At 60.7% G+C, this 21,089-nt stretch carries 18 protein-coding genes; 1 reads left to right on the forward strand and 17 read right to left on the reverse strand.

Annotated elements, in window-relative coordinates; all coding sequences use genetic code 11:
• Positions 1–80: 80 nt before the first annotated feature.
• From ACVMIH_RS12125 to ACVMIH_RS12190, 14 genes are all read right to left on the reverse strand, one after another.
• Positions 81–725: an FMN-binding negative transcriptional regulator gene (locus tag ACVMIH_RS12125; RefSeq protein ID WP_456861954.1), complete on the reverse strand. Its 645-nt coding sequence runs from the start codon at positions 723–725 to the stop codon at positions 81–83.
• Between the two features lie 136 nt (positions 726–861).
• The gene (locus tag ACVMIH_RS12130; protein WP_456861956.1) at positions 862–2,070 is read right to left on the reverse strand and encodes an NADH:flavin oxidoreductase/NADH oxidase; all 1,209 of its coding nucleotides are present in this window, start codon (positions 2,068–2,070) and stop codon (positions 862–864) included.
• Positions 2,071–2,297: 227 nt separating this feature from the next.
• Entirely contained in the window at positions 2,298–2,672 is a 375-nt protein-coding gene (locus tag ACVMIH_RS12135) for a nuclear transport factor 2 family protein (RefSeq protein WP_456827678.1), read from the reverse strand.
• Between the two features lie 426 nt (positions 2,673–3,098).
• Positions 3,099–4,751, reverse strand: coding sequence for a long-chain-fatty-acid--CoA ligase (locus ACVMIH_RS12140; protein WP_456861958.1), 1,653 nt, complete (start codon positions 4,749–4,751; stop codon positions 3,099–3,101).
• Between the two features lie 312 nt (positions 4,752–5,063).
• Positions 5,064–5,495 carry an acyl-CoA thioesterase gene (locus tag ACVMIH_RS12145; protein ID WP_456827680.1) on the reverse strand — a complete coding sequence of 144 codons (432 nt, stop codon included), beginning with the start codon at positions 5,493–5,495 and terminating at the stop codon, positions 5,064–5,066.
• Between the two features lie 303 nt (positions 5,496–5,798).
• Positions 5,799–7,094 (reverse strand): HAMP domain-containing sensor histidine kinase, encoded by a 1,296-nt coding sequence (locus ACVMIH_RS12150; protein ID WP_456861960.1) that lies wholly within the window; start codon positions 7,092–7,094, stop codon positions 5,799–5,801.
• Between the two features lie 26 nt (positions 7,095–7,120).
• Positions 7,121–7,861: a response regulator gene (locus tag ACVMIH_RS12155; protein WP_456827682.1), complete on the reverse strand. Its 741-nt coding sequence runs from the start codon at positions 7,859–7,861 to the stop codon at positions 7,121–7,123.
• A gap of 121 nt (positions 7,862–7,982) precedes the next feature.
• Entirely contained in the window at positions 7,983–9,728 is a 1,746-nt protein-coding gene (locus tag ACVMIH_RS12160; protein WP_456861962.1) for a cytochrome c biogenesis protein DipZ, read from the reverse strand.
• Between the two features lie 91 nt (positions 9,729–9,819).
• Complete coding sequence (locus ACVMIH_RS12165) at positions 9,820–11,202, reverse strand: aminotransferase-like domain-containing protein (protein WP_456866454.1); 1,383 nt, start codon at positions 11,200–11,202, stop codon at positions 9,820–9,822.
• A gap of 411 nt (positions 11,203–11,613) precedes the next feature.
• A complete protein-coding gene (locus ACVMIH_RS12170) occupies positions 11,614–12,648 on the reverse strand; it encodes an alpha/beta fold hydrolase (RefSeq protein ID WP_456861964.1) in 1,035 nt (344 codons plus the stop codon).
• Between the two features lie 195 nt (positions 12,649–12,843).
• Positions 12,844–13,035, reverse strand: a complete 192-nt coding sequence (locus ACVMIH_RS12175) for a hypothetical protein (RefSeq protein WP_456827685.1) — start codon at positions 13,033–13,035, stop codon at positions 12,844–12,846.
• 58 nt (positions 13,036–13,093) lie between these two features.
• Positions 13,094–14,353, reverse strand: a complete 1,260-nt coding sequence (locus tag ACVMIH_RS12180) for an aminotransferase-like domain-containing protein (RefSeq protein WP_456861966.1) — start codon at positions 14,351–14,353, stop codon at positions 13,094–13,096.
• A 114-nt stretch (positions 14,354–14,467) separates the two neighbouring features.
• Positions 14,468–14,842 carry a cupin domain-containing protein gene (locus tag ACVMIH_RS12185; RefSeq protein ID WP_456827687.1) on the reverse strand — a complete coding sequence of 125 codons (375 nt, stop codon included), beginning with the start codon at positions 14,840–14,842 and terminating at the stop codon, positions 14,468–14,470.
• A 233-nt stretch (positions 14,843–15,075) separates the two neighbouring features.
• Positions 15,076–15,678, reverse strand: a complete 603-nt coding sequence (locus tag ACVMIH_RS12190) for an antibiotic biosynthesis monooxygenase family protein (protein ID WP_456861967.1) — start codon at positions 15,676–15,678, stop codon at positions 15,076–15,078.
• Positions 15,679–15,915: 237 nt separating this feature from the next.
• Between ACVMIH_RS12190 and ACVMIH_RS12195 the strand changes: the two genes are divergently transcribed.
• The gene (locus tag ACVMIH_RS12195; protein WP_456866457.1) at positions 15,916–17,157 is read left to right on the forward strand and encodes an MFS transporter; all 1,242 of its coding nucleotides are present in this window, start codon (positions 15,916–15,918) and stop codon (positions 17,155–17,157) included.
• 32 nt (positions 17,158–17,189) lie between these two features.
• Here the strand turns inward: ACVMIH_RS12195 and ACVMIH_RS12200 are convergent, their stop codons facing one another.
• The 3 genes from ACVMIH_RS12200 to ACVMIH_RS12210 form a co-directional block, all read right to left on the reverse strand.
• Entirely contained in the window at positions 17,190–18,770 is a 1,581-nt protein-coding gene (locus ACVMIH_RS12200) for a fatty acyl-CoA synthetase (RefSeq protein ID WP_456861969.1), read from the reverse strand.
• A 218-nt stretch (positions 18,771–18,988) separates the two neighbouring features.
• Positions 18,989–19,531 carry an N-acetyltransferase family protein gene (locus ACVMIH_RS12205; RefSeq protein WP_456861971.1) on the reverse strand — a complete coding sequence of 181 codons (543 nt, stop codon included), beginning with the start codon at positions 19,529–19,531 and terminating at the stop codon, positions 18,989–18,991.
• Between the two features lie 451 nt (positions 19,532–19,982).
• The gene (locus ACVMIH_RS12210; RefSeq protein ID WP_456861973.1) at positions 19,983–20,888 is read right to left on the reverse strand and encodes a LysR family transcriptional regulator; all 906 of its coding nucleotides are present in this window, start codon (positions 20,886–20,888) and stop codon (positions 19,983–19,985) included.
• Positions 20,889–21,089 lie beyond the last annotated feature (201 nt).

Genomic DNA, 21,089 nt, shown 5'->3' on the forward strand with positions numbered 1-21,089 from the left:
GTTAAGCTCCGAGCGCGCAAGGCAAGCGCCTCCAGCACCTTCGATATGCCGGGTGAGGTCACAAGCCCATGCACGTAGGGTCAGCTATGCTCAATCTTGTGACTCGCATAGGACAACATTACGTCGGCGACCTCGTCATCTCCCTGCGCTTTGAGCCCCTGACTTGCCCCGATAATGTCCCTCAGCTGCTTGTTCTGACCCATCTTCATCTTGCCGATGAGGCGGGTGATTTCGATCTCAACCCCCACCATTTCCTTCAGCATACTATCGATGAAGTCCTTTGGACTGTCCGTCATTTTCCAGGGCTTGGCCCGTCCAGCTTCGTGGGTTCGTGTCAACCTTGCGACCAAACCACGACAGTAGCGGTCGTTGTCATGGATCGTTATGCGTCCATAAGCGTGGACAACGCGAAAATTCCAAGTCGGCACTTCCTTTTCGGTCTCAACCTTGCTCGGATACCAGCCCGGCGAGATGTAAGCATTGGCCGCCTGGAAGACGACTAGAGCCTCGTCACCCGTGACCGTATCCTGCCAAAGGCGATTTGCTCGCGCCACATGGGCATGCAGCCCACCGAATGGTCCCTGATCCTTGTTGAGTTCGAACGGGATATGGCTCGCGTCAAGTCCTCCTTTGCCGCAAGTAAACAGAACGCCGAATGGATACTTCTCAATCAGCTCGTGAAGAACTTCAGGGCGTGTTTCTTCAAAAATCGAGGGGATGTACATGAGAACTCCGTCAAGCGTAAGTTGGAGAGCATGTGGTCTGTCGCGAGCGTTCAGGATCGATGGCGACTTGGTTTAAACTCTTCGCGGCTCCACAATCGGGGAACACCCAATCTTCAGGAAATTCGCCGAGCTCATTTTAGGGCTGCGCGCCTCGTATGATCTCCCCGCGAGCCGTTGCGTAGTCCTTGATGGTGTGCTTCCTTTTCTCTAGCCAGAAACCATGCTCATAGGGCCAATCCTCGAACTGCAAGTTGATCCCGAGATCATATCCCCAATGGTGCGCAACGTTGGGGTCAAAGAGCGCCTGCCGAGCGACCCCAATGACGTCGGCCTGCCCGTTCTGCAGGATCGCTTCAGCCTGTTGCGCCTCCAGGATAATACCCGCAACCATGGTCTTGATTTCGGCTTCTTTGCGAACACGTTCGGCATAGGGGACATGGAAGCCAAGGCTGCGCGGCACCGGCTCACTTAATGCCCCACCAATACGGCTGATGCCGCCTGATGAGATGTCGACAACGTCGACACCGCGGATCTTGAGTTCATGCGAAAGGGCAACGGTGTCATCCATATTCCATCCGTTGACGGCACCATCGACCGCCGAGATGCGGACAAAGAGCGGCATCGATTCCGGAATCTCACGGCGTACGGCCTCGACGATCTCCAACGGCAGGCGCATACGCCGGCCACGGTCACCGCCATACTCGTCGTTGCGCATATTGGAGACTGGCGACACGAACGAACCCAGCAAATAGCCATGCGCAATGAGAATCTCGATCACGTCGAATCCGGCCGCAATCGCCCGCTTGGCCGATGCAACAAACGTGTCGACCATCGCCCTGCATTCGTCCACGGTCAGTTGTCGTGGCACCTGCCACCCCTCCGCCACCGGAATTGCCGACGGCGCGACGGGCAGCCAGCGCTTATGACCGGCTTTCGCATCCTCCTCGGTCACCGGCCCAAATCCTTTTATGGCCGAATGGGTCGCCGACTTTCGGCCGCCGTGACTGAGCTGAATTGCGGAGGCAGTGTTGTGGCGCTTCATGAACGCCGTCAGCCGCCTGAAGCATTCTATTTGTGCGTCGTTCCAAAGCCCGAGGTCGTGCTCACTGTTCAGCCCCTGCTCTTCGACGGCCGTTACCTCGACGAATACAAGACCGAAGCCGCCCATCGCAAAGCGACCGAGATGCACAAGGTGAAAATCGCTGCACGTGTTGCCGGGCCCCGCTTGAAATTGAACCATCGACGGTACGGCCAGACGATTCTTTAGCTCAAGCCCGCGAATTTTGAGTGGCTGAAACAACAACGGCCGATTGCTCCCGTTGCCACGATGCAACTCATCGCTCATTCACGTCCATCCCCCTATGCGGCAGCAATCCGACTCCAGAATGTGACAGCAAGCCTCTGCAGAAGTCTATCCAAGCCTCTGCAGAGATATACGTGAAATACTCCAAATCAAATGTGCGCATTCTCGCACAGTGACAGCCGTTCGCTGATGGTTTGGAGTCTTGGAACTTCCGAACGACGCCCGCGGTGCTTCGATTGCTTTCGGAGCTCGCACTCGCCGCGAGCCAACTACTCGCGCAGGTCGTAGCGATAGGTTTTCGAGATGATCTTCCAGCCATCCTTCAGCTTCAACGCAATCAGATAGTCGGTGAAATAGCGAGGCGGCAGCTGGCAGCGCACCTTGATGAAGGCCGTGGACTCGTCGGAACGATCGATGGTGACGACGAAATCATCGCGCTCTTTCCCCTCCGCCTTCGCGGACGGCCGCTTACGAACGCGATCAAGCCACTCCGGCACCGCCAAGACCTGCAGCTCGCCATTCTCTAGCCAGCGCAGTTCTCCCCTCGCATCGAAAATCGCGGCCAGCTTGTCGGCGTCACCCTCGTATACGCCGTCGAAGTAGCTTTTGATCACCGCTTCTACGGTGGATCGGTCGTACGTCATGGCACTTCCTCTCAGGAATGTAGCAATCATCTTTCAGCCCGCTTCAGCTGAAGCTATGTCCGTCGACATTCCCGCGACTGCGGAGGGCGATCATTTATCTAACAGGCAGTGTGCGCGGAACGCTACGAACAGCGCCACGGATTCTGACCGGACTGTACGGCATCACTGCACGTACGGTTGCGCGATCGAGAAGGCGCCTTCTCATACTCCGAGCAAGAACTCCGAGCGAAGCTCCGTTTGACGGGATTTGTGCAGGCGCGCGTTATCCGCTATTCGCCCTGGCTGTGCGGAAGCGCTGTGTCGGGTCGCAACTCTCGTGTGCTTCTGGGAGAACGCTATAGGCGCTTCGCCGATAACACTGATCGCGAGCATCGGAAACTGTCGCCCCGAGTGCTCCGATGATAGCCTCCTGTCACGGAGTAAGCATCAGCTCTGGTCAGCTATTTTGGCAACGACCTTGTCCGGCGAACGCTCGCTGCTTTCCCTGAGTACGATCTCTCGAATTTCCCGCTTCAGTAGCTTTCCCGTTGCGGTATGCGGCATTTCGGCGACGATGATGACATCTTCGGGAATGCTCCACTTCGAGATCTTGCCGGTATATAGCTCCTTCAGATCCTGCTTGGAGAAGCTTGCGCCGGGTTTGAGTTGGACGACAAGAACAGGACGCTCTCCCCACCGCTCGTCAGGTCTGGCGACGACGGCCGCCTCTTTGATGGATGGATGCGCTTGCGCAATGTTTTCCAATTCAATTGAGCTGATCCATTCGCCGCCAGATTTCACTACGTCCTTGGTGCGGTCGACGATCTGGACAAAGCCGTCATCGTCCATGGTCACGATGTCGCCGGTGTTGAACCATCCCTCAACTTCGTGCGCCGCGCTGGGATCACTGTTGAAGTAGCGCGCCGCCACCCATGGTCCCCGTACCGACAGGGCGCCAAAGCTCTTGCCATCCCGCGGGACGGACCTACCGTCAGATCCGATTACACGAAACTCCATCCCGAACAGCGGTCGTCCCTGCTTGACCTCGAGCGGCAGCTTCTGTTCTGCGGACAGCGCCTGATGCTTGGCCTTCAACGCCGCTGCAAGCCCGATCGGGCTGGTCTCGGTCATTCCCCAGCCCTGACGGGGATCCACACCGAGGCGCTTGAACCGCGTGATCATGACCGGCGGGGCCGCCGAACCGCCGATCAGAACCCGCTTCAGGCTCGTGAACGTCTTGCCATGCGCCTCCATCCAGTCCAGCAGACCAAGCCAGACGGTCGGAACCCCAGCCGTCATGGTCACGCCTTCCTGCTCAAACAAGCCATGCAAACTCTCGCCATCGAGCTTCGGTCCCGGCATCACGAGCTTGGCGCCGACGATCGCTGCGGCGTACGGCATTCCCCAAGCGTTAACATGAAACATCGGTACGATGGCCGACACAGCGTCGGTGGCGGACAGCGCCATGACGTCGGGAAGCGCAACCGACATGGCATGCAGAACGGTCGATCGATGGCTGTACAGGACCCCCTTTGGATCGCCTGTGGTCCCGGACGTATAGCAAAGCCCGGACGCTGCATTTTCATCAAGCAGCGGCCAGTCAAACGCCTCCGACTCGTCAGCGATCATCGTCTCGTAACAGACAAGACCAGGCAGCTTGTCCGACTGCGGCATGTTGGCCGCATTAGTCATGACGACGACGGCTTTCAAACCCTTCAGGGTGTCCGCCATCGCCTCTAGAATCGGGACGAAAGTGAGGTCGGTGAATAGAACCTGATCCTGAGCGTGAGCGATGATGAAAGCGATCTGCTCGCGGAATAGCCGGGGATTGATCGTGTGACACACAAAGCCCGACCCCGATATGCCGAAGTAGAGCTCCATGTGCCGATAGCCGTTCCAAGCCAGCGTTCCGACACGATCTCCCTGCCTGAGGCCAATCTTTTGCAGAGCGTTCGCGACCTGCTTCGAACGACCTGCGAGGTCGGCATAGGAGTAGCGGTGGATGGGTCCCTCGGTGGTACGGGAGACGATTTCAGTCGTGCTGTGATATGCCTCCGCGTGTCGCAAGATCGACGAGACCAGCAACGGCGCGTCCATCATAAGTCCAAGCATATCTCCCCCCAATATCGCTTTTCGTAATCGTGACCGTCACCGCCTACTTCGCCCTTGGAGGCGGACCGACGGCATCCAGATGCGCGGAGCCAATGGCAGGCTGTCCTCGGGAAGACTGGTTCACACGCCTGGAAACTGAGAAACCTGTTCAGAATGGCGAATCCGATTCCTGCGCCACGCGACGATCACCGCATGGCGCCAAGCACGTGCTGCCAAGCTGCTTTCGAAGTCAGCATTCGCGAGGCAACGACGACAATTGGATCGCTGCCCCGCGGCCTGTTGAGCACCAGCCGACAATCTTCAGGCCGAATTTGGCTGTGACGCGAGGCGCTTCTGCGCGGCGCGCTGCACGGCTTCAGGCCAAGGTGCAGCCTTACGCGTGCTCTTGTCGAGATGCGCGGCGGTCATCTCGCAGATCGCAGCGACCTCGTCGGTCTCGACATCGCGCATTTCGTGACGGAAGCGCAGCGTCTTCTCGCGGACCTCGATAAGTTGGGTCTTGATCTCGATCAGATCCCCTGGATGCATCTCGCGCTTGTAAGACAGATTCTGCTGGACGCCGGCCAGCCCATACCCCGAGTCTCGCACATAGCTCGATGTCAGCCCGAGACGCGCAAGAAAATTCCAGTTTGCCTCGTCGAACTTGCTGACATACCACATGATGTTCATGTGGCCGATGTGATCGCACTGCCATGGGTAGCAGATGCCGCGGTAGTTCACCTCATCACTCATTCGCACTTCTCCCGACTATGAAGACCGACCATGGTTCCCGATGTCGCATGCGCGAGCGGCCTTCTTGGCCGGACACCCTGGACTCAGTTTCACAGCGAGACTTGCGATTGTCGTTCACCGCGGTCTTGGACAAGGCCTACAGGCGCGGCATAAGACGACCGACGCATGCTGCCCATCTCGTTGATTGACCGGCATCATTGGCATGCCTGCACACCTTCGCAATATGAGAAATTTCCCAATTCGGATGTGCAGCAGGTCGCAATTGAACGGACCGGCGCCGCGCCGCTCGGCCGCGCCGCACACTCATGTTGCCGACAGCGTCAGTTCGACCGCCAGTCCACCTCCCACTCGATTGCGCAGGACAAGCGTCCCGCCGATCGCCTGCGCCAGCTGCTGTGCGATCGCGAGCCCAAGCCCGGTGCCCCCGGTGTCGCGATTGCGCGATTGCTCGAGGCGGTAGAAGGGCTGACACACGGCATCCAGCTCGTCCTCCGGAATGCCGGGCCCGCGGTCGAGGACTGCGATGCGCACGGCCCCCGAGCGGGTCTGATCCAGATCGATTTCGACGTCGCCGGCAAACTTCAATGCATTGTCGATTAGATTGGTGAGGATCCGGCGCAGCGCGTGCGGTCTAGTGAGCGCGACGACGCCGACGTCCGGCGCGTAATGGACGGGTTTTCCAGTGTCCTGATAGTCGAACACGATGCTCTGCAGGAATGCGGCCAGATCAATTCGGCTTCGCTTTTCGATGTTCCCGTGCGCGCTTCTGGCATATGTCACGCCCTCCTGCACCAACCGCTCGATTTCCGACAGATCGCTGATCAGCTTGTCCCGCCCCGGGCTGTCGTCGGCGATTTCGGCACGCAGCTTCATGCGCGTAATCGGCGTCTGGAGATCATGAGAGATCGCCGCCAGGATCCGGACGCGATCCGCAAGGTAGTGCGCGATCCGGTCATTCATCTTGTTGAATGCGCTCGCCGCATAAGCAACTTCTACAGGGCCGCTTTCGTCGAGCCGCCCTGCCTTTCGGCCGGGATCCAGCGCCTCGGCGGCATCGGCAAAGCGCAGCAGCGGCCGAATCGCAAGCCGGACGGCAAGCCAGGTGCAAAGGATCAGCAGCAGCAGCTGGGCGGCCAGCACATAGGGGAGCCATGGAGCGAGCCGCCTGATCTCAGGCGTAATCAGGATGGCGATCGGCGTTCCATCGCGCAAGGTGAGATGCGCCTGATAGCGCCGCACCGGGCCTGGGACCCGGTTGATCTGGACGGGAGCGGCCTGTTCGGCTTCGATCCGAATGATACCCGCGGCCTCGGTGATGCGATCGGCGAACTCCCGCACGTCCGGCACGCCGGTCCCCAACAAATAGCGATAGTTGGGTCGGGCAAGCAGTGGCAGCCATGCCTTGCGCTCGCCGGCGGGAAGGCGGTTGAGCACGGCGATCGCGAGCCTTACGTCGGTTCGAAGGCTGTCGAGCATCATCGCCTCGGCACTGACATATCGCTCCATAAAAACGACAGCGAAGGACAGGATATGTGCGATGGCAAGGCCGGCGAACAGGATGAGAAACAGCTGCCAGCGCAGCGTTCTCGGCAGATGCATGTCGCGCCAGAGCTGTCGCAGCGATCTCATCCGCGCGACGCCTTGATCTCGACCTGGACGGCGAAGACGTAGCCTTCGCTGCGCACGGTCTTGATGTAGGCGGGCTCACGCGCATCGTCGCGCAGTCGCTGCCGGACCCGGCTCACGAGCAGATCGATCGACCGATCGAACAGATCGGCCTCTCGCCCCTGGGTCAAATTGAGCAGCTGATCGCGGGACAGAACGCGCTGGGGATGATCGAGAAAGACGCGCAGCAGACGATATTCAGCGCCGCTGAGCGCGATCCCGGTGCCTTCCTTGTCCAACAGATGGCGCGCAACCGTATCGAGCTGCCAGTCGCCAAAGCTTAGCAGCTGCCCGGCTTCCGTCATCTGCAGATTTGGCGGCAGCATTCGGGTGCGACGCAGCACCGCCTTGATGCGGGCCAGCAGCTCGCGCGCTGAAAACGGCTTCGCCAGATAGTCATCGGCGCCCAGTTCGAGCCCGACAATCCTGTCTGTCTCGTCGGTCCGCGCGGTCAACATCAGGATTGGTATCGTTCGATGCTTGCCTGCCCGCAACTCGCGGCAAAGCACCAGCCCGTCGTCGCCCGGCATCATGACATCAAGCACGATGAGATCGACGCGATCGCCGTCGAGAAACGCGCGCATCTGCCGGCCGTCGGCCGCCGCGGTGACACGAAGGCCGTTGCGCTTGAGATAGGTGGAAACGAGATCTCTGATCTCGCTGTCGTCGTCGACGATCAGAATATGGTCGATATGATCCATTTACTCCCCCTCTGCGCTTCGCGCGAGGGCGACTCTGGCGCCCGCCCAATCAGAAGGCCCATCATTCTGCATCTTCGCGCATACGTGCTGCCGACCTTGAAGCGACCATCGGCAAGACGCCTCAGCCAAAAGTGAACGCGTAAGCCTGCACGCCCGGATCGAGAAAGCGGATCTCGAAAGTCCGGTCCGAGGCGCCGCCGGCGCTGCGCACCAATTGGTACAGGCGCTGCGTCGTGACCTCTCCATCGCCGGCGGCATCGACGTCGGTGCCGTGATCGGCCCCGGGTGGTTTGCCGTCGATGGTGATGCGGAAGCGGATCGTCTGGCGATCGGCCGCGGGCCCGAGCACCAGATGCAGATCGCGCGCATGAAACCGGTATACGATGCCGCCTTGCGGCGCATTGAGTTGCGCGCGCTCGGCGCCGACAGTCCAGTTGCCGATCAGCGACCAGCCGTTGAGTTGTTGCTGCCCGGCGGTGTAGACGTGGCTTTCGTCCTGCACCACGCCGCCCGGCGATTGGAAGTTGTCAGCTCGGTCGTAGCCGACATAGGTCTCGGGCGACTTGACGTCACGGCCGTCGGACGCCGCCTCTACGCCAGATCCCGTGACCGATACCAGTTCCTTCGGAACGCCGCGGTTTCCAGCTTCCGCAAGCAGTCTCTGGATGACCTGTTCGGACTCGGCGTAGTTGCCTTCACCGAAATGATGATGCCGCACCCTGCCATTGGCATCGATGAAATAATGTGCGGGCCAGTACTGGTTCTCGAATGACCGCCAGATCCGATAATCATTGTCGATCGCAACTGGATAGCTGATGCCGAGGGTCGCAACGGCACGCTTGACGTTGTCGACATTACGCTCGAACGCGAACTCCGGCGCATGGACGCCGATTACGACCAGTCCGCGGTCGCGATACTTGTCCGCCCATGCGCGAACGTAAGGCAGCGACCGCAAGCAATTGATGCAGGAATAGGTCCAGAAATCCACCAGGACCACCTTGCCTTTGAGCCCGCTGAAGGAGAGCGGCGGCGAGTTCAGCCATTGTTGCGCACCTGACAGCGAGGGAAGCAGGCCCTCGGCCGGCAGATCGGCCGCATCATCTTCGGTCCGCGCAACGGTCGCGCCATCGCCGCCCGGCTTGCGTTGCGGATGCAGCTGGTCCAGCAGCGCCTGCTCAAGCACGGTCGTACTTCCGACCGATAGCTTGGTCAGAATTCCGCTATCCAGTCCGAGCAATATCGCAGCGACCGCAGCCAGCACGGCGAGGCCCGCGAACCGTCTGATCCATTCGCCCGCTCCGACAAGCCGCTTCATGGTCGCGAAGACGCGTCCGCCCGCCAGCAGCGCGAGCCCAAGCGAGGTTGCGGCGCCCGCGGCATAGGCCAGCAGCAGAGCCGCAGTCCTTGCGTTGGTGCCCTGCAATGCGGCCCCTGTCAGGATCAGACCAAGGATAGGCCCGGCGCAGGGTGCCCAGAGCAGCCCCGAGGCAATGCCGAGAACGAACGGCGCGATGATACCGTCACCGCCCGGCTTGTCCGCCGAGCCTGACATGCGTGCACCAAGCCTCACCAAGGGGCGCATCACCCGATCAGCCAATCCCGGAAGCATCAGCGTCAGACCGAAACCGGCCAGCAAAGCAAGTGCTGCGGCTCTGCCAAATTGATTGGCGGCGACGATCCACCCTCCGGCAGCGGACGCGAAACTCGCAACGGCTGCGAAGGCCAGCGCCATGCCGATTAGCATCGGCAAGCCGTTCGGGAGAAACGGCCGATCCGCCCGTGCAAACACAAAAGGAATCACAGGCAAGATGCAGGGGCTCACGATGGTCAGGATCCCGCCAAGGTAGGCCAAAACGAACACGATCATAGATTGACCACCTGTTTAGAAAGCCGCGCGCCGCCTCGAGGACGAAGGCGCTGTCGGATGATTGATGGCGATGCCGGTTGATGCACGGACCCTAACCGCGCAACAGCTCGGCAAGATCATCGAACATGCGGGCATCGCCGCATTGAGCCACGTTGAATCGCAAATAAGGGCCTGCGGTCTGTGTGACGCTGAAGACGTTGCCAGGCGCCAGAACGATCCTGCGGTCGAGCGCGCGTATGGCAACATCGGCGGACTGCAGGCCGTCCGGCAGTTGCGCCCACAGGAACATTCCGGCATCGGGCTGGATCCAGAGCGTGAAGCCCAATCGCTTCAGATGCTGGACGGTGGAGGCCATGGCGCGCGCGAGTTGAGGACGCAGACCGTCGAGATGGCGCCGATAGCTGCCGTCGATCAGCATGCCGTGGGTCACCTGCGCGGCCAGGTCGTTGATGCCGAAGCTGGTCGCAAGCGCAAGGTCGGTCAGCCCCTCGATCCAGTCGCCTCTTGCGACGATGAAGCCGCATCGAAGCGCGGCGGTCATGGTCTTCGAGAAGCTTCCGATCAGGATAACCCTCTCGAAGCCGTCGAGCGCGGCGAGCCCCGGCGCCGGCTTTGCGTCGAGGTCGGTATAGACGCTGTCTTCCACCAGGATCAGATCGTGCGCCTCAGCCAGCTTGAGCAGACGATGCGCCGTTCCCGCACTGACATTGGCTCCCGTCGGATTGTGCAGCACCGCGGTCGTCAGATAGAGCTTGGGACGGTGCTCGACGCAGGCGGCCGCGAAGTGCTCGAGATCGGGCCCATTGGTCGTATAGGGAATGCCGACCAGCTTAACGCGCTGCGCCCGCATCGTGGACTGATAGTTAAAATAGCAGGGATCGTCGATCAGTACCGTGTCGCCTGGCTGCAGCAGAAAGCGGCAGACCAAGTCAATGGCTCGCGTTGCGGAATCGGTCAACAGGATCTCGCTGGGATCGGCAGCGATGTCGCGTTCGATCAGGCGGCGTGCGAGCTGCTCGCGCAGGGGCCGAAATCCCTGGGGCCGGCTATAGGCCGTCAGATTGGCTTCTTCACTGCGGGCAACGGTACGCAGGATGCGGCGGAGCATCTCACCTGGCAGCCAATCATCGGGCAGCCAGCCACAGCCGGGCTGCCAAGTATCGCCATGCATCGCCAGGGATTGCCGCATGATCCAGAGCGGATCAATGGCGCGGTCGCGCTGCGGTCGTTCTTCTGCAAGCTTGAAGGGGCGGACGCGCGTGGCGGCAAAGAAACCTGATCCCGGCCGTGCCTCGACTTCCCCCTGGGCGACCAGACGGTCATAGGCTTCGACGACGGTCGATTTCGAGACCTTCAGCTGTGCCGCCAAGCGACGAATAGACGGCAGCCTGACACCAGGCGCAGCTGTGATCTTCTGCCGAATTGCAGCAGTCGCAATCTGGATGCGGCTCGGCGCCTTCGTGCTGTCAAGCATGCGTACGTTACTCAAGGCCGGTACGGATTGATCGGATCGTACGCGTCCGACTCTGCGCGAACTTCCCGCGGTGTGCCGGGACACTACGGATCCAATTTCCCTTCTTAAGGGTGACCGCCCGCGCCGGATAGCCGGCTGCAACGTGCATTTCCGTGCATTAATCCACATATCGGCGTGCAACAATTCGCATTCATGGCCGTGCGGCGGTTTCAGTCATCAGTTGGAAGCAGGCGCTTGGACGTTTGCATCGCGCGCCGCGCCAAGCCAACAACTTAGCTGCATCGGACCAAACGATCCGCCCGTCCAGACTGGGCGCGACTGCACACTGCGGTGTCTCACCGTTGCCGTCCCCGATCAGAAGCGGGGACAGCCCTGTACAGCTTTGGGACCACGACGAACTCGTTCGCCCGATCAGGCCTTGTCGACATCCATGACAGCCTTGGCAAAGGCTTCGGGCGCTTCTTGCGGAAGATTGTGGCCGATGCCGCCGGTGATGTTGCGGTGCTCATATTTGCCGGTGTATTTCTTGGCATAGAGCTTAGGATCGGCGTGCGGCGCGCCGTTCGCGTCGCCTTCCAGCGTGATCGTTGGAATTCCGATCGTTGGAAACGTCGCGATCTTGTTCTCGAGCGCGTCGTACTTGGCCTCGCCGGGCTCGAGACGGAAGTACCAACGATAATTGTAGAGCGAGATATGCACGAAGTCGGGATTCTCGAACGCCGTTGCGGAGCGGTCGAACGTGGCGGCGTCGAAGGCCCATTTCGGTGACGCCAGCTGCCAGATCAGCCGATTGAAGTCCTTGGTATACTTCGCGTACCCCGCCTTACCGCGCTCGGTCGTGAAATAGAACAGGTACCACCACGGATACTCAGCGCTGGGCGGCAGCGGATTCTGCAGCGCGTCGCGGCTGCCAACGAGATAGCCGCTGACCGAAACCAGTGCCTTGCAGCGCTCCGGCCACAGGAACGCCATCAGGTTTGCCGTTCGCCCACCCCAATCGAAGCCAGCGACGAGAACCTTCTGGATCTTGAGCGCATCGAGAAAGTTGATGGCATCGGTCGCGACCGCGGCCGGCTGCGCATTGCGCGGCGTGTCCGCGGACAGGAAGCGGGTCTCACCATAGCCGCGCAGATAGGGAATCAGCACGCGGTAGCCGGCATTCGCCAGGATCGGGGCGACATCCACAAAGGAGTGAATGTCGTAGGGCCAACCATGCAGGAGCAGCACAGGTGGACCATCGGCCGGGCCCGCCTCGGCGTAGGCGATGCTTAGGACGCCGGCATTGACGCGCTTCAGCGGCGCGAAGGATGCGGACGATGACGCCGCGCGCTGGATCGGCTTGGACTGCGCGAGCGCCGGCGATGCCGCGCCGAATTGTGCCGCGACCAGGCCGAAGGCGGTGGCTCCCAGCAATTTGCGCCTTGGTTCGTTGACAGATTCTGACATAGACCACTTCCTGCGTCGATGAGATATGGCGAATACAAACCAGCGCTATGTATCAGGAGTGTTTTGGTTCACGGGCGATTTGAATGTTCATGTACCAACGCCGTCGCTCGACACATTTCGATACAAGAATCCTTCGTGCTGTTGTCGGATTCCTGGCGCGCCCCCTGTCTCGGGACCAAGGCCATGAGCAAAACACTAGGTCCAGGCCACCGAGGTGAGGCCGCCAGGGTCGAACGCCATTAAGGCGAGCGCCGCGATGAACTGAAATGGTCCGACGCGCGCGCCTTGGCTTGACCGTACAAGACGGCAATCATCGCGGATCTTGGATGCTGCCACTTGCGCGATGGCCTGTATCGGGCGCTGCGCTTCGGCGAGCTCGCGCACCATCAAACGGCGCGGGGCCTGCACTTAGATGGCGGAACGCCGCCATCTTTGACCGATTTCACTACGCGACATTCGAAGGTGCGAGGCGACCGCCCGATCCGGCACCTCGTGACTTTTGGACCGCAACGCCAAGCCGCCTGACCGCCTCATCCAGGCGGTCTGAAGAATTCGCCGTGAAGTTCAACCGGATGCCGCTGCGATCCCGTCCGTGGGGATCGAACGCGCTGCCAGGTCCGATCAGGACCCCTGCGTCCATCCCTGCCGACACTAACTGATCTGTGTCGAGCGACAGATCACGCGCGACGCCCCAGATGAACATGCCTCCAACCGGCACCTCCCAGTCGAACCAGTCAGCAAGATACTCTTCCATCGCGGTGGCGAGCACATCTCGCCTCTCACGGTACAGATTCACGATCCGCGGACGCAGCCGTTCGATCAGGCCGTTTTGCATGGCGGCCAGAGCGATGCGCTGCGCCATTCCGTTTGAACACAGATCAGCGCCCTGCTTGGCCGATTTCAGGGCTTCGATGATGTCCGGCGATCCAACCACCCAACCCACACGCAACCCGGGCACCAGCGCCTTGGAAAGCGTGCCAAGATATACCACCGGCCCGCGATAGCCATCGCGAGGCGCCAATTCTGCAGACAGTTCGAGCAGGCCCGGCAGGGCCGGCTGGTCATAGTACAGCGATCCATAAGGATCGTCTTCGACGATCCAGATCCCTTCACGATGCGCGACCTCGACCAGGGCCCGACGAGTGTCTAGATCGACCAGCCTGCCGGTCGGATTCGAAAAATTAGGCACCGTGTAGATGAACCGCGCATCGGGGGCAGAAATTCTCGCTGCGTCTGTCGCGAACGACGTTTGCCGATATGTCGGGCACCTCGGACGCCACGCGTCTAGCGCGCCAGCATACATTGGAAATTCGCCCGCCACCGCCGAGCCTGGTTCGATCAGCACTTTTCCGATCAGATCCAGCGCTTGGGTTCCGCCAGCGGTGATCAACACATTGCTGCGGTCCAGGCACAAATTCTCGGTACTGAAGCGTGCCGCAATGGCATCCCGGAGCTCCGGGAGGCCGTCGGTCGGACCATAAGTCAGGGTATCCAGCGGAAACTCCCTCACCGCCGCCTGGGCGAGCGCCGCCAACTCTTCGATCGGAAACACCTCTGGTGCCGGTAGGCCGCCGGCGATGTTGATCAGTCCGGGAATGCGCCCTGCCCCCACAAAGCGGCTGGTCAGATCGTTGGTATGCGATAGCCACTCCGCGAAGGGAGCGCGAAGATGCCTGCTGACGACGTCCTGCTTCATGAGGTTCATTGCCGATTCCGCTCTTGGGCCGCCGCCTGGGAAGGCGGCGATATTCGGTGTTGATCTGGAACCGGATGTGCCGGCTTCTAATTCAATTGGCACCAGCTAGTGATGCTGGGCACCCTAACTCTGGCTCGGCCATTTCGGCGTGCATGGCGACTGCGGCTCGTGACGCGCCCAGTCGTCGCGGATCGGTGCGAAGACGTCGATCAGAACGCAGCCTTCCGGGCCGGCGATGGCTTCGTGAGGCACGTTCGACGGAATAAGGTAGGTGTCGCCGACCTTCAGCTGCCGGCGTTCACCGCCGACTTCGAAGTCGCACGCCCCCTGCAGCACCAGTCCCACCTGCTCGTTTGCATGATGATGTCTAGTCGCAGCAGCCCCCGGATCGAGTTCTGCCACGGCGAACGTCATCTCGCGGCCCTGGCATACGCGCGCGAGAATGCCGCCCCAGATCGGCAACGGCTTCATGTCAGCAAGCGATTTGAACGCGCTCATCAGCTATCTCCTTTGCTTCGCAGTAGTCAGCTTTCCCCCTTTTCGCTCTCCCGCAAGCCGACAGTCAAAGCCAATTCCGGCGTACTGTACTGCATGCAAGACACACACAGTTTGCGGAACAGCCGAGCGCCGCAGTCACCGCATGTACCAACGGTCGATGCCGGATTCACACGATCTGACGCCAGCGCACGAGTCTAAATATCCGGCGAGGCCGATCGCGGCACTGTGCGAGCTCACGGCTGCGCTGCATCGCGTTCGATCGTGCCGTCGTCGCGGATGATTTTGACAATGTGGGAAGATTCGATCGCTGAGCCTTCGGAAAGCTGCTGGCCGAGGTCACGCCCGGCCTGCTCGTCGCGCACATCAGCCAAGTGCACGAAGCGGCCGCCGCGATACACACTTTGGTAAGACTCACAGAGCTCTCGCACGTCAGCGCGTAGCTCTGGATGTATGGCTTCAGCCACGACCGCGTACCTCGGCATAGGTCCTTCCGGATCGCCGCATGCCATCCCTTGCCGTGCAGCTTGCCAATCTTGGCGGCCGGGCCCGACGTCATCCACCATCCGGGCGACCCGGACGCGGTAACCGGCGAAGATCTTCTTGCGGTCTGTCGTACGAGCGCGGTGATGGTCCTCGGCTCTGCGCGCGGTCCGACACGCATCATCTCTCCAGATCTGATATGACAGCAGCACGTTCTTACGCGATAGACTTTTGAAGCGATCAATGAAGATACAGCCAGGCATCGCTTCCAACTTCGGCTTCAGCGCGATTGCGAGCTCCAGATAGCGGTCAAAATGGCGCTCCGCGATGCTGACTTCTAACAGCTGGACGATCAATCACACATCCCAGGATATCAATTCGCTCAGACTCGCCAATTTGATCCGATAAGGCACACATGCGAGAACAGTGACAGTTGCGAGCAACTCCGACGGACTGTATTGCCATCGAACAGATACGGGCTCCAGGCGTCCACGCCGTCCTCTGCAGCGATCCGCTCCGTTCTCCTCAACCTGCATAGCGGCATCCGCAAACTGGAGGTGTACTCCGTGATCGAGTCGGGCTCTATCCGCGGCATGGACAAACCGTGCAACGCTCGACTGCATCACGCGCATTCTGCAAACACACTGGCAATCGTGGTCCTCGCGATCAGCTTCATCCTCGCCGCGCTCGGTCGCGGCCTGAGTGAGAGCTTCACGGTGTTTCTGCTTCCGATCTCGAGCAACTTCGGCTGGGACCGTGGCCAGGTCGTCTCGATCTATTCGTTGGCGGCGCTGACGGGGGGCCTAGTCTCTCCCTTTGTCGGCAGGCTGTTCGACCGCTCCGGGCCTCGCAGCGTCTTTGCGGTCGGACTTGTCGCGCTTGGCGGTGCCTTCATCGGGGCCGCGTTCGCCGAGCGGCTATGGCAATTGCAGTTCGCGCTCGGCTTGTGCATTGGCCTTGGCATCGCTGCGACAGGTGTCGTGCCCGGATCAATCCTGCTCGGTCGCTGGTTCGGTCCACGACTGCCGACCGCAATGGCCATCATCTATTCGGCCACCGGCGCCGGTGTTCTGGTCATGCTGCCGGTTTCACAGCTCCTGATCGATTGGCTGGGGTGGCGCGGCGCCTATCAGGCCTATGGCTACGCTTTGCTGCTGGTGCTGCTGCCGTTGCTGTTGCTGCTGCCCTGGCGCACATTCGCAGCCGGTGCACCCGGCCTCGTCAAAGCCCCCACAGCCGATCCGTCAGAGGCCGGCTGGACATTGACAGCGGCGGTACGTCATCATGCGTTCTGGGCACTGTTTGCGACGTTCTTTTTCACTGCGATCGGCATGTATTCGATCGCCGCGCAGATCGTCGCCTACCTGATCGACGTCGGCTTTCCACCTCTTCAGGCCGCGACCGCATGGGGGTTTAGCGGCGTGGTGCTGCTGTTCGGCATGCTCTCCATCACCTGGCTCGATGGCAGGATCGGCCGTCGCCAATCGGTGCTCTTTAGCTACGCGCTCTCAATCGTCGGCATCGCGCTGCTCTGGCTGCTTCAGCTCTATCCGAGCATCTGGATCCTGACCGGATTCGTGGTCTGCTTCGGCAGCATGATCGGTTCCCGCGGCCCCTTGCTGACGGCGACCGCATTGAAGATCTTCCACGGCCGGCACGTCGGGACAATTTACGGAACGATCGCGATCGGCAGTGGGCTCGGCTCGGCGCTCGGATCATGGATCGGGGGCCTGATCCATGACTCAACCGGGAATTACAACGCGCTGCTGGCCTTTGCGCTGGTGTGCGTCGTGCTTGGCATGTTGCCGTTCCTGCTGGTTCGCGCACTGCGCTGATCGTCCGGGCTTCGCAGAGCCCGGCGTGGCCGCTATTTGTACAGTCCCTCATGTGCCTGCCGCAGCTCGCGCTTCAGGATCTTGCCGGCGGTGTTGCGCGGCACTTCCTGCACGAACACCACCCGCTTCGGCTGCTTGAAGGATGCCAAGGTTCCTCGAACGTGCGCGATGATATCCTCCTCGCTGGCCCGCGCGCTATCACGCAGGACGACGAAGGCCGTGACCGCTTCGATCCATTTCGGATGCGGCAATCCGACCACGGCGACCTCGCGAACCGATGGATGGGTGAAGATCTGCTCTTCGACTTCGCGGCTTGCGACGATTGTGCCCCCGGTCTTGATGATGTCCTTCACGCGGTCGACGACAGTGATGTACCCCTCTTCGTCGACGATGCCGATGTCACCGGAGTGGAACCAGCCGCCGACAAAGGCCTGTTGAGAAAGCTCCGGTTCTCGCCAGTAGCCCGCGAGCAGCTGCGGCGATCTGTGCACGATCTCGCCCTGCGTGCCCGGAGGGACATCGTTGAGTTTGCCGTCGACGATGCGGGTTTGTACGTTGAAGATGGGCCTGCCAGCCGATGCTGGTCGCCGCTCGTGCTCTTCGGGTCGCAGCACGGTTGCCAGTGGTCCGATCTCGCTCTGGCCATAGCAGTTGAACGGCTGGGCGCCCGGCAGACGCTCCCGCAACTCGGCAAGCACGGGCACCGGCATGATCGAGGCGCCGTAATAAACATGCTTCAGGCATGTCAGGTCGCGAATATCGAAATCGCTGCTCCGCAACAAGCCAATCCAGACCGTCGGCGGCGCAAAGAACGAAGTGATCCGATGCTCCTCGATCAATCGAAGACAGAATTCCGGCTGCGGCGCGTCGATCAGACGGGTCTGCGCGCCGACCAGAAGCTGGGGCATCGTAAACACATGCATCTGTGCCGAATGGTACAGCGGCAGCGCAGCGAGACATCGATCGGTGTCGCGAAACTCGAGCTCGACGATGCAGCTGGTGTACTCGGCCAACAATGCCCGATGGGTCATCATGGCGCCCTTCGGCGCTGCGGTCGTGCCCGACGTGTAGAGCAGCTGCACGACGTCGTCGTCCCGGACCGCAGCGCCCAATTCGGCCGCCGGCACGATGACGTTGTCTTGCGCGGTGCCGAGGACGTCGAAATCGGCTTCGCCAGTGAGCGTCCCCACGATCTGCAGGTTCGGCAGCATTGTACACGCTCCCCGCACGCGGCTTTCGAGGTCCGGATCGACGAACAAGGCGCGCGGGTCCGAGTTCTCGAGAATGTAGCTCAGCTCGCGTCCGACCAGGGCGTAGTTGATCGGAACGTGGATGAATCCCGCCCGCGTACATGCCAGCCAAAGAACCAGGAAAGCATCCGAATTGCCGCCATAGGCCGCCACCCTGTCACCACTGCTCAGTCCCGCATCGACCAGACGGCTGGCAACCCGATCGGCGGCCAGAACCAACGCCGAAAACGTCCATTGACGGTCCTTGTAGACCAGCGCCGTCCGTTCGCCATATCGCCGGACCGCCCTACTCAGCGCATCGCCAATGCTGTTCCGCCGCGCTTGCATGAAATGTGACGAAAGCCGCGGCTGATCGACGTTCATTGGTTTCCTTCCATGATTATCACTTTGAACTATCCTTGGACGATCACGTACTTCGGCCGATCACGGCGCTCACATCGCGTGATCGGAAGAAAACAATATGGTGGCCGCCATCACGACCAGGACGATGCATGCCGCTTGCGCCAGAACGGCTGGAGTAGAATCAAATAGACTTGAGTGACCTGCGTGTTTGACGACGGCGCCAAAGGCGGCACGGCAAGTTAGCGCCTTGCACAGGCACTTGCCTGCGGTCCTGGAAGAGTCTTTTCAAACCGAACCTGTCTCCAGTCACCGGGATTGGCGGTTGCGACGTAGCCAAACCGGCGGGCAAGAGCCACGACCGTCCGGTTCGAATAGAAAGTATCGCCGTAAACCCGTTTTGCCCCCAACGACGCTGCACGAACTTCGACGTCTTGCACCAGGGCACGTCCGATACCGAGATGCTGCCATGGGTCGCCCACCGACAATCCAAACTCGGCGCTTTCGGATTCCGGATACACCGCAAAGCGCGCTTCGCCCACGATGCGCTCGGACTGATCGATGGTCGCCGTTGCAAGCACAGTGAAAAGGTTCTTCTCGCTGGGACTGACAAAGCGGTCCAGCTCCCGCGCCGGCAGCTCGCTCATCGCGCCGAGGAAGCGATTGTGGCGAGATTGCACCGAGAGTGAGCTAAAATAGTTGCTCAGGATCTCACGATCACTCGGTCGAGCCAGGCGCAAGTCGACCGCGCTGCTGTCTATCACCAGGAAGGCTGGTTGTTTCATTGACTTGTCGAGCTTTCCCGCAAGCGCACGGCCAGCGGCGCTGTGCGCCGCTGACGAGGGTCTGCCCACTGAGCGACAAAGGTCTCCACCCGACACACGGGCGTCCAAGCCGAACAAGCGTTTCATCTCCCAAGCCTCTGATCACGGAGCGGCGGCGATCGCCGGTTGGGGCGGTGCCATCGAAGACTCCGTTGCGCATTGGTTTGCGCATTGCGCACTATCTGACCCCAGCCCTCCGAAAAATGTATGTGAAAATTTCAAATTTCGATGTGCATGCCATCACGCGGCTGCACCCAATGCGCGGAGGCCATCCGCGCCTGAACTTTCGTCCCTTCAGTCTGCCGTCGCGTAGCTTGAAGGGGTCAGCTCAGAGAGCGGGCGAACGCGGTCACGCCGGCAAACGGTGACGGTCGAGGCCAGATCGGCGCCAAGCCTGACGCGACTTCGGATTCTAGGGGGCACTCGGGAGAAAGCGATCGCGTGACCGCCGAACCAGATCGACGATAAAATCGGTGGTCACTCGGATGCGCGCGATGTCCTTCATGTCGGAATGCACGATCATCCAGAGCTCACGCATCAACACGACGTCCTTCGGGAGTACGCGAACCAAGCGCTCGTCTGCGTTGGCAATGAAGCAAGGCAACACGCAAAGCCCGGCTCCTGCGGCCGTCGCGTGCCATTGGGCAACCAATGTCGAGCTCCGGATACGAGGCTCGATCGACTTGCATATCTCCGCTAGATACTCGATCTCCGGCGTGTAGATTAGATCCTCGATGTAGCTGATGAAGGGGAGTTGCGCGAAGTCATCCGGGTTCCGAACGTTCTCCCAAAGCTCCGGAGCGGATTTGGCGGCATAAACGCCCCACTCGAAGTCTGTCAGCTTGCGTCCGTGCAATCTGCCCCGCGGCGGACAGGACAAGGCAACTGCGATGTCCGCCTCTCTCTTCGAGAGGCTGAACACCCGTGGTATGGCAACGATATCAAGCTCGAGCTCGGGATGGGCAGCCGAGAGCTTTCCGATCGCCGGCGCAAGAACCGTCGTTCCGAAGCCGTCGGGCGCGCCGATCCGCACCGCGCCGGACACGCGTGAACTTTGCGTGAATTGTTGATCAAGCGAGACGATGGAGGATTCGATCAGTTGGGCGCGCTCGAGCAATTGCTCGCCCTGCGGCGTCAGCGAGTAGCCGGCGACGCTATGATCGAACAGCTTGGTTCCAAGCGCCGTTTCGAGTGAAGCAATTCGGCGGCTCAGCGTCGAATGGTCGATGCGCAATTGCTGAGCGCCGGCGGTCAGCTTTCCGGCTCTTGCCACGGCCAGAAAAGATCTTATCAGGTCCCAATCGAAGGGTTGCCCCATGCGAATTCACACACATCCAAGACGGAGAATTGCCGTCATCTATGCATTCAAATCGTCGTTACACAAGTCCGTGAACGACAGTGGCATGACGGCATCGGAGGTCAGAATGGGATGAGGCGGGTCTACTGACGGTCAACACAGATCCGTTCGCCTGGAGAATGCCCACCCTCACTGCGTGCGTGGTGCAGAGAATTACTCTCA

The sequence above is a fragment of the Bradyrhizobium sp. USDA 4503 genome (assembly GCF_054055815.1).

Excerpts from the sequence above, each read along its gene's own strand:
- ACVMIH_RS12160 (WP_456861962.1), bottom strand. The coding sequence starts at position 9,728 with ATGATCGTGTTCGTTTTGGCCTACCTTGGCGGGATCCTGACCATCGTG.
- ACVMIH_RS12180 (WP_456861966.1), bottom strand. The coding sequence starts at position 14,353 with ATGAACCTCATGAAGCAGGACGTCGTCAGCAGGCATCTTCGCGCTCCC.
- ACVMIH_RS12170 (WP_456861964.1), bottom strand. The coding sequence starts at position 12,648 with ATGTCAGAATCTGTCAACGAACCAAGGCGCAAATTGCTGGGAGCCACC.
- ACVMIH_RS12210 (WP_456861973.1), bottom strand. The coding sequence starts at position 20,888 with ATGGGGCAACCCTTCGATTGGGACCTGATAAGATCTTTTCTGGCCGTG.
- ACVMIH_RS12185 (WP_456827687.1), bottom strand. The coding sequence starts at position 14,842 with ATGAGCGCGTTCAAATCGCTTGCTGACATGAAGCCGTTGCCGATCTGG.
- ACVMIH_RS12195 (WP_456866457.1), top strand. The coding sequence starts at position 15,916 with ATGGACAAACCGTGCAACGCTCGACTGCATCACGCGCATTCTGCAAAC.
- ACVMIH_RS12205 (WP_456861971.1), bottom strand. The coding sequence starts at position 19,531 with ATGAAACAACCAGCCTTCCTGGTGATAGACAGCAGCGCGGTCGACTTG.
- ACVMIH_RS12135 (WP_456827678.1), bottom strand. The coding sequence starts at position 2,672 with ATGACGTACGACCGATCCACCGTAGAAGCGGTGATCAAAAGCTACTTC.
- ACVMIH_RS12130 (WP_456861956.1), bottom strand. The coding sequence starts at position 2,070 with ATGAGCGATGAGTTGCATCGTGGCAACGGGAGCAATCGGCCGTTGTTG.
- ACVMIH_RS12140 (WP_456861958.1), bottom strand. The coding sequence starts at position 4,751 with ATGATGGACGCGCCGTTGCTGGTCTCGTCGATCTTGCGACACGCGGAG.
- ACVMIH_RS12175 (WP_456827685.1), bottom strand. The coding sequence starts at position 13,035 with ATGGTGCGCGAGCTCGCCGAAGCGCAGCGCCCGATACAGGCCATCGCG.
- ACVMIH_RS12125 (WP_456861954.1), bottom strand. The coding sequence starts at position 725 with ATGTACATCCCCTCGATTTTTGAAGAAACACGCCCTGAAGTTCTTCAC.
- ACVMIH_RS12165 (WP_456866454.1), bottom strand. The coding sequence starts at position 11,202 with ATGCTTGACAGCACGAAGGCGCCGAGCCGCATCCAGATTGCGACTGCT.
- ACVMIH_RS12200 (WP_456861969.1), bottom strand. The coding sequence starts at position 18,770 with ATGAACGTCGATCAGCCGCGGCTTTCGTCACATTTCATGCAAGCGCGG.
- ACVMIH_RS12150 (WP_456861960.1), bottom strand. The coding sequence starts at position 7,094 with ATGCATCTGCCGAGAACGCTGCGCTGGCAGCTGTTTCTCATCCTGTTC.
- ACVMIH_RS12145 (WP_456827680.1), bottom strand. The coding sequence starts at position 5,495 with ATGAGTGATGAGGTGAACTACCGCGGCATCTGCTACCCATGGCAGTGC.
- ACVMIH_RS12155 (WP_456827682.1), bottom strand. The coding sequence starts at position 7,861 with ATGGATCATATCGACCATATTCTGATCGTCGACGACGACAGCGAGATC.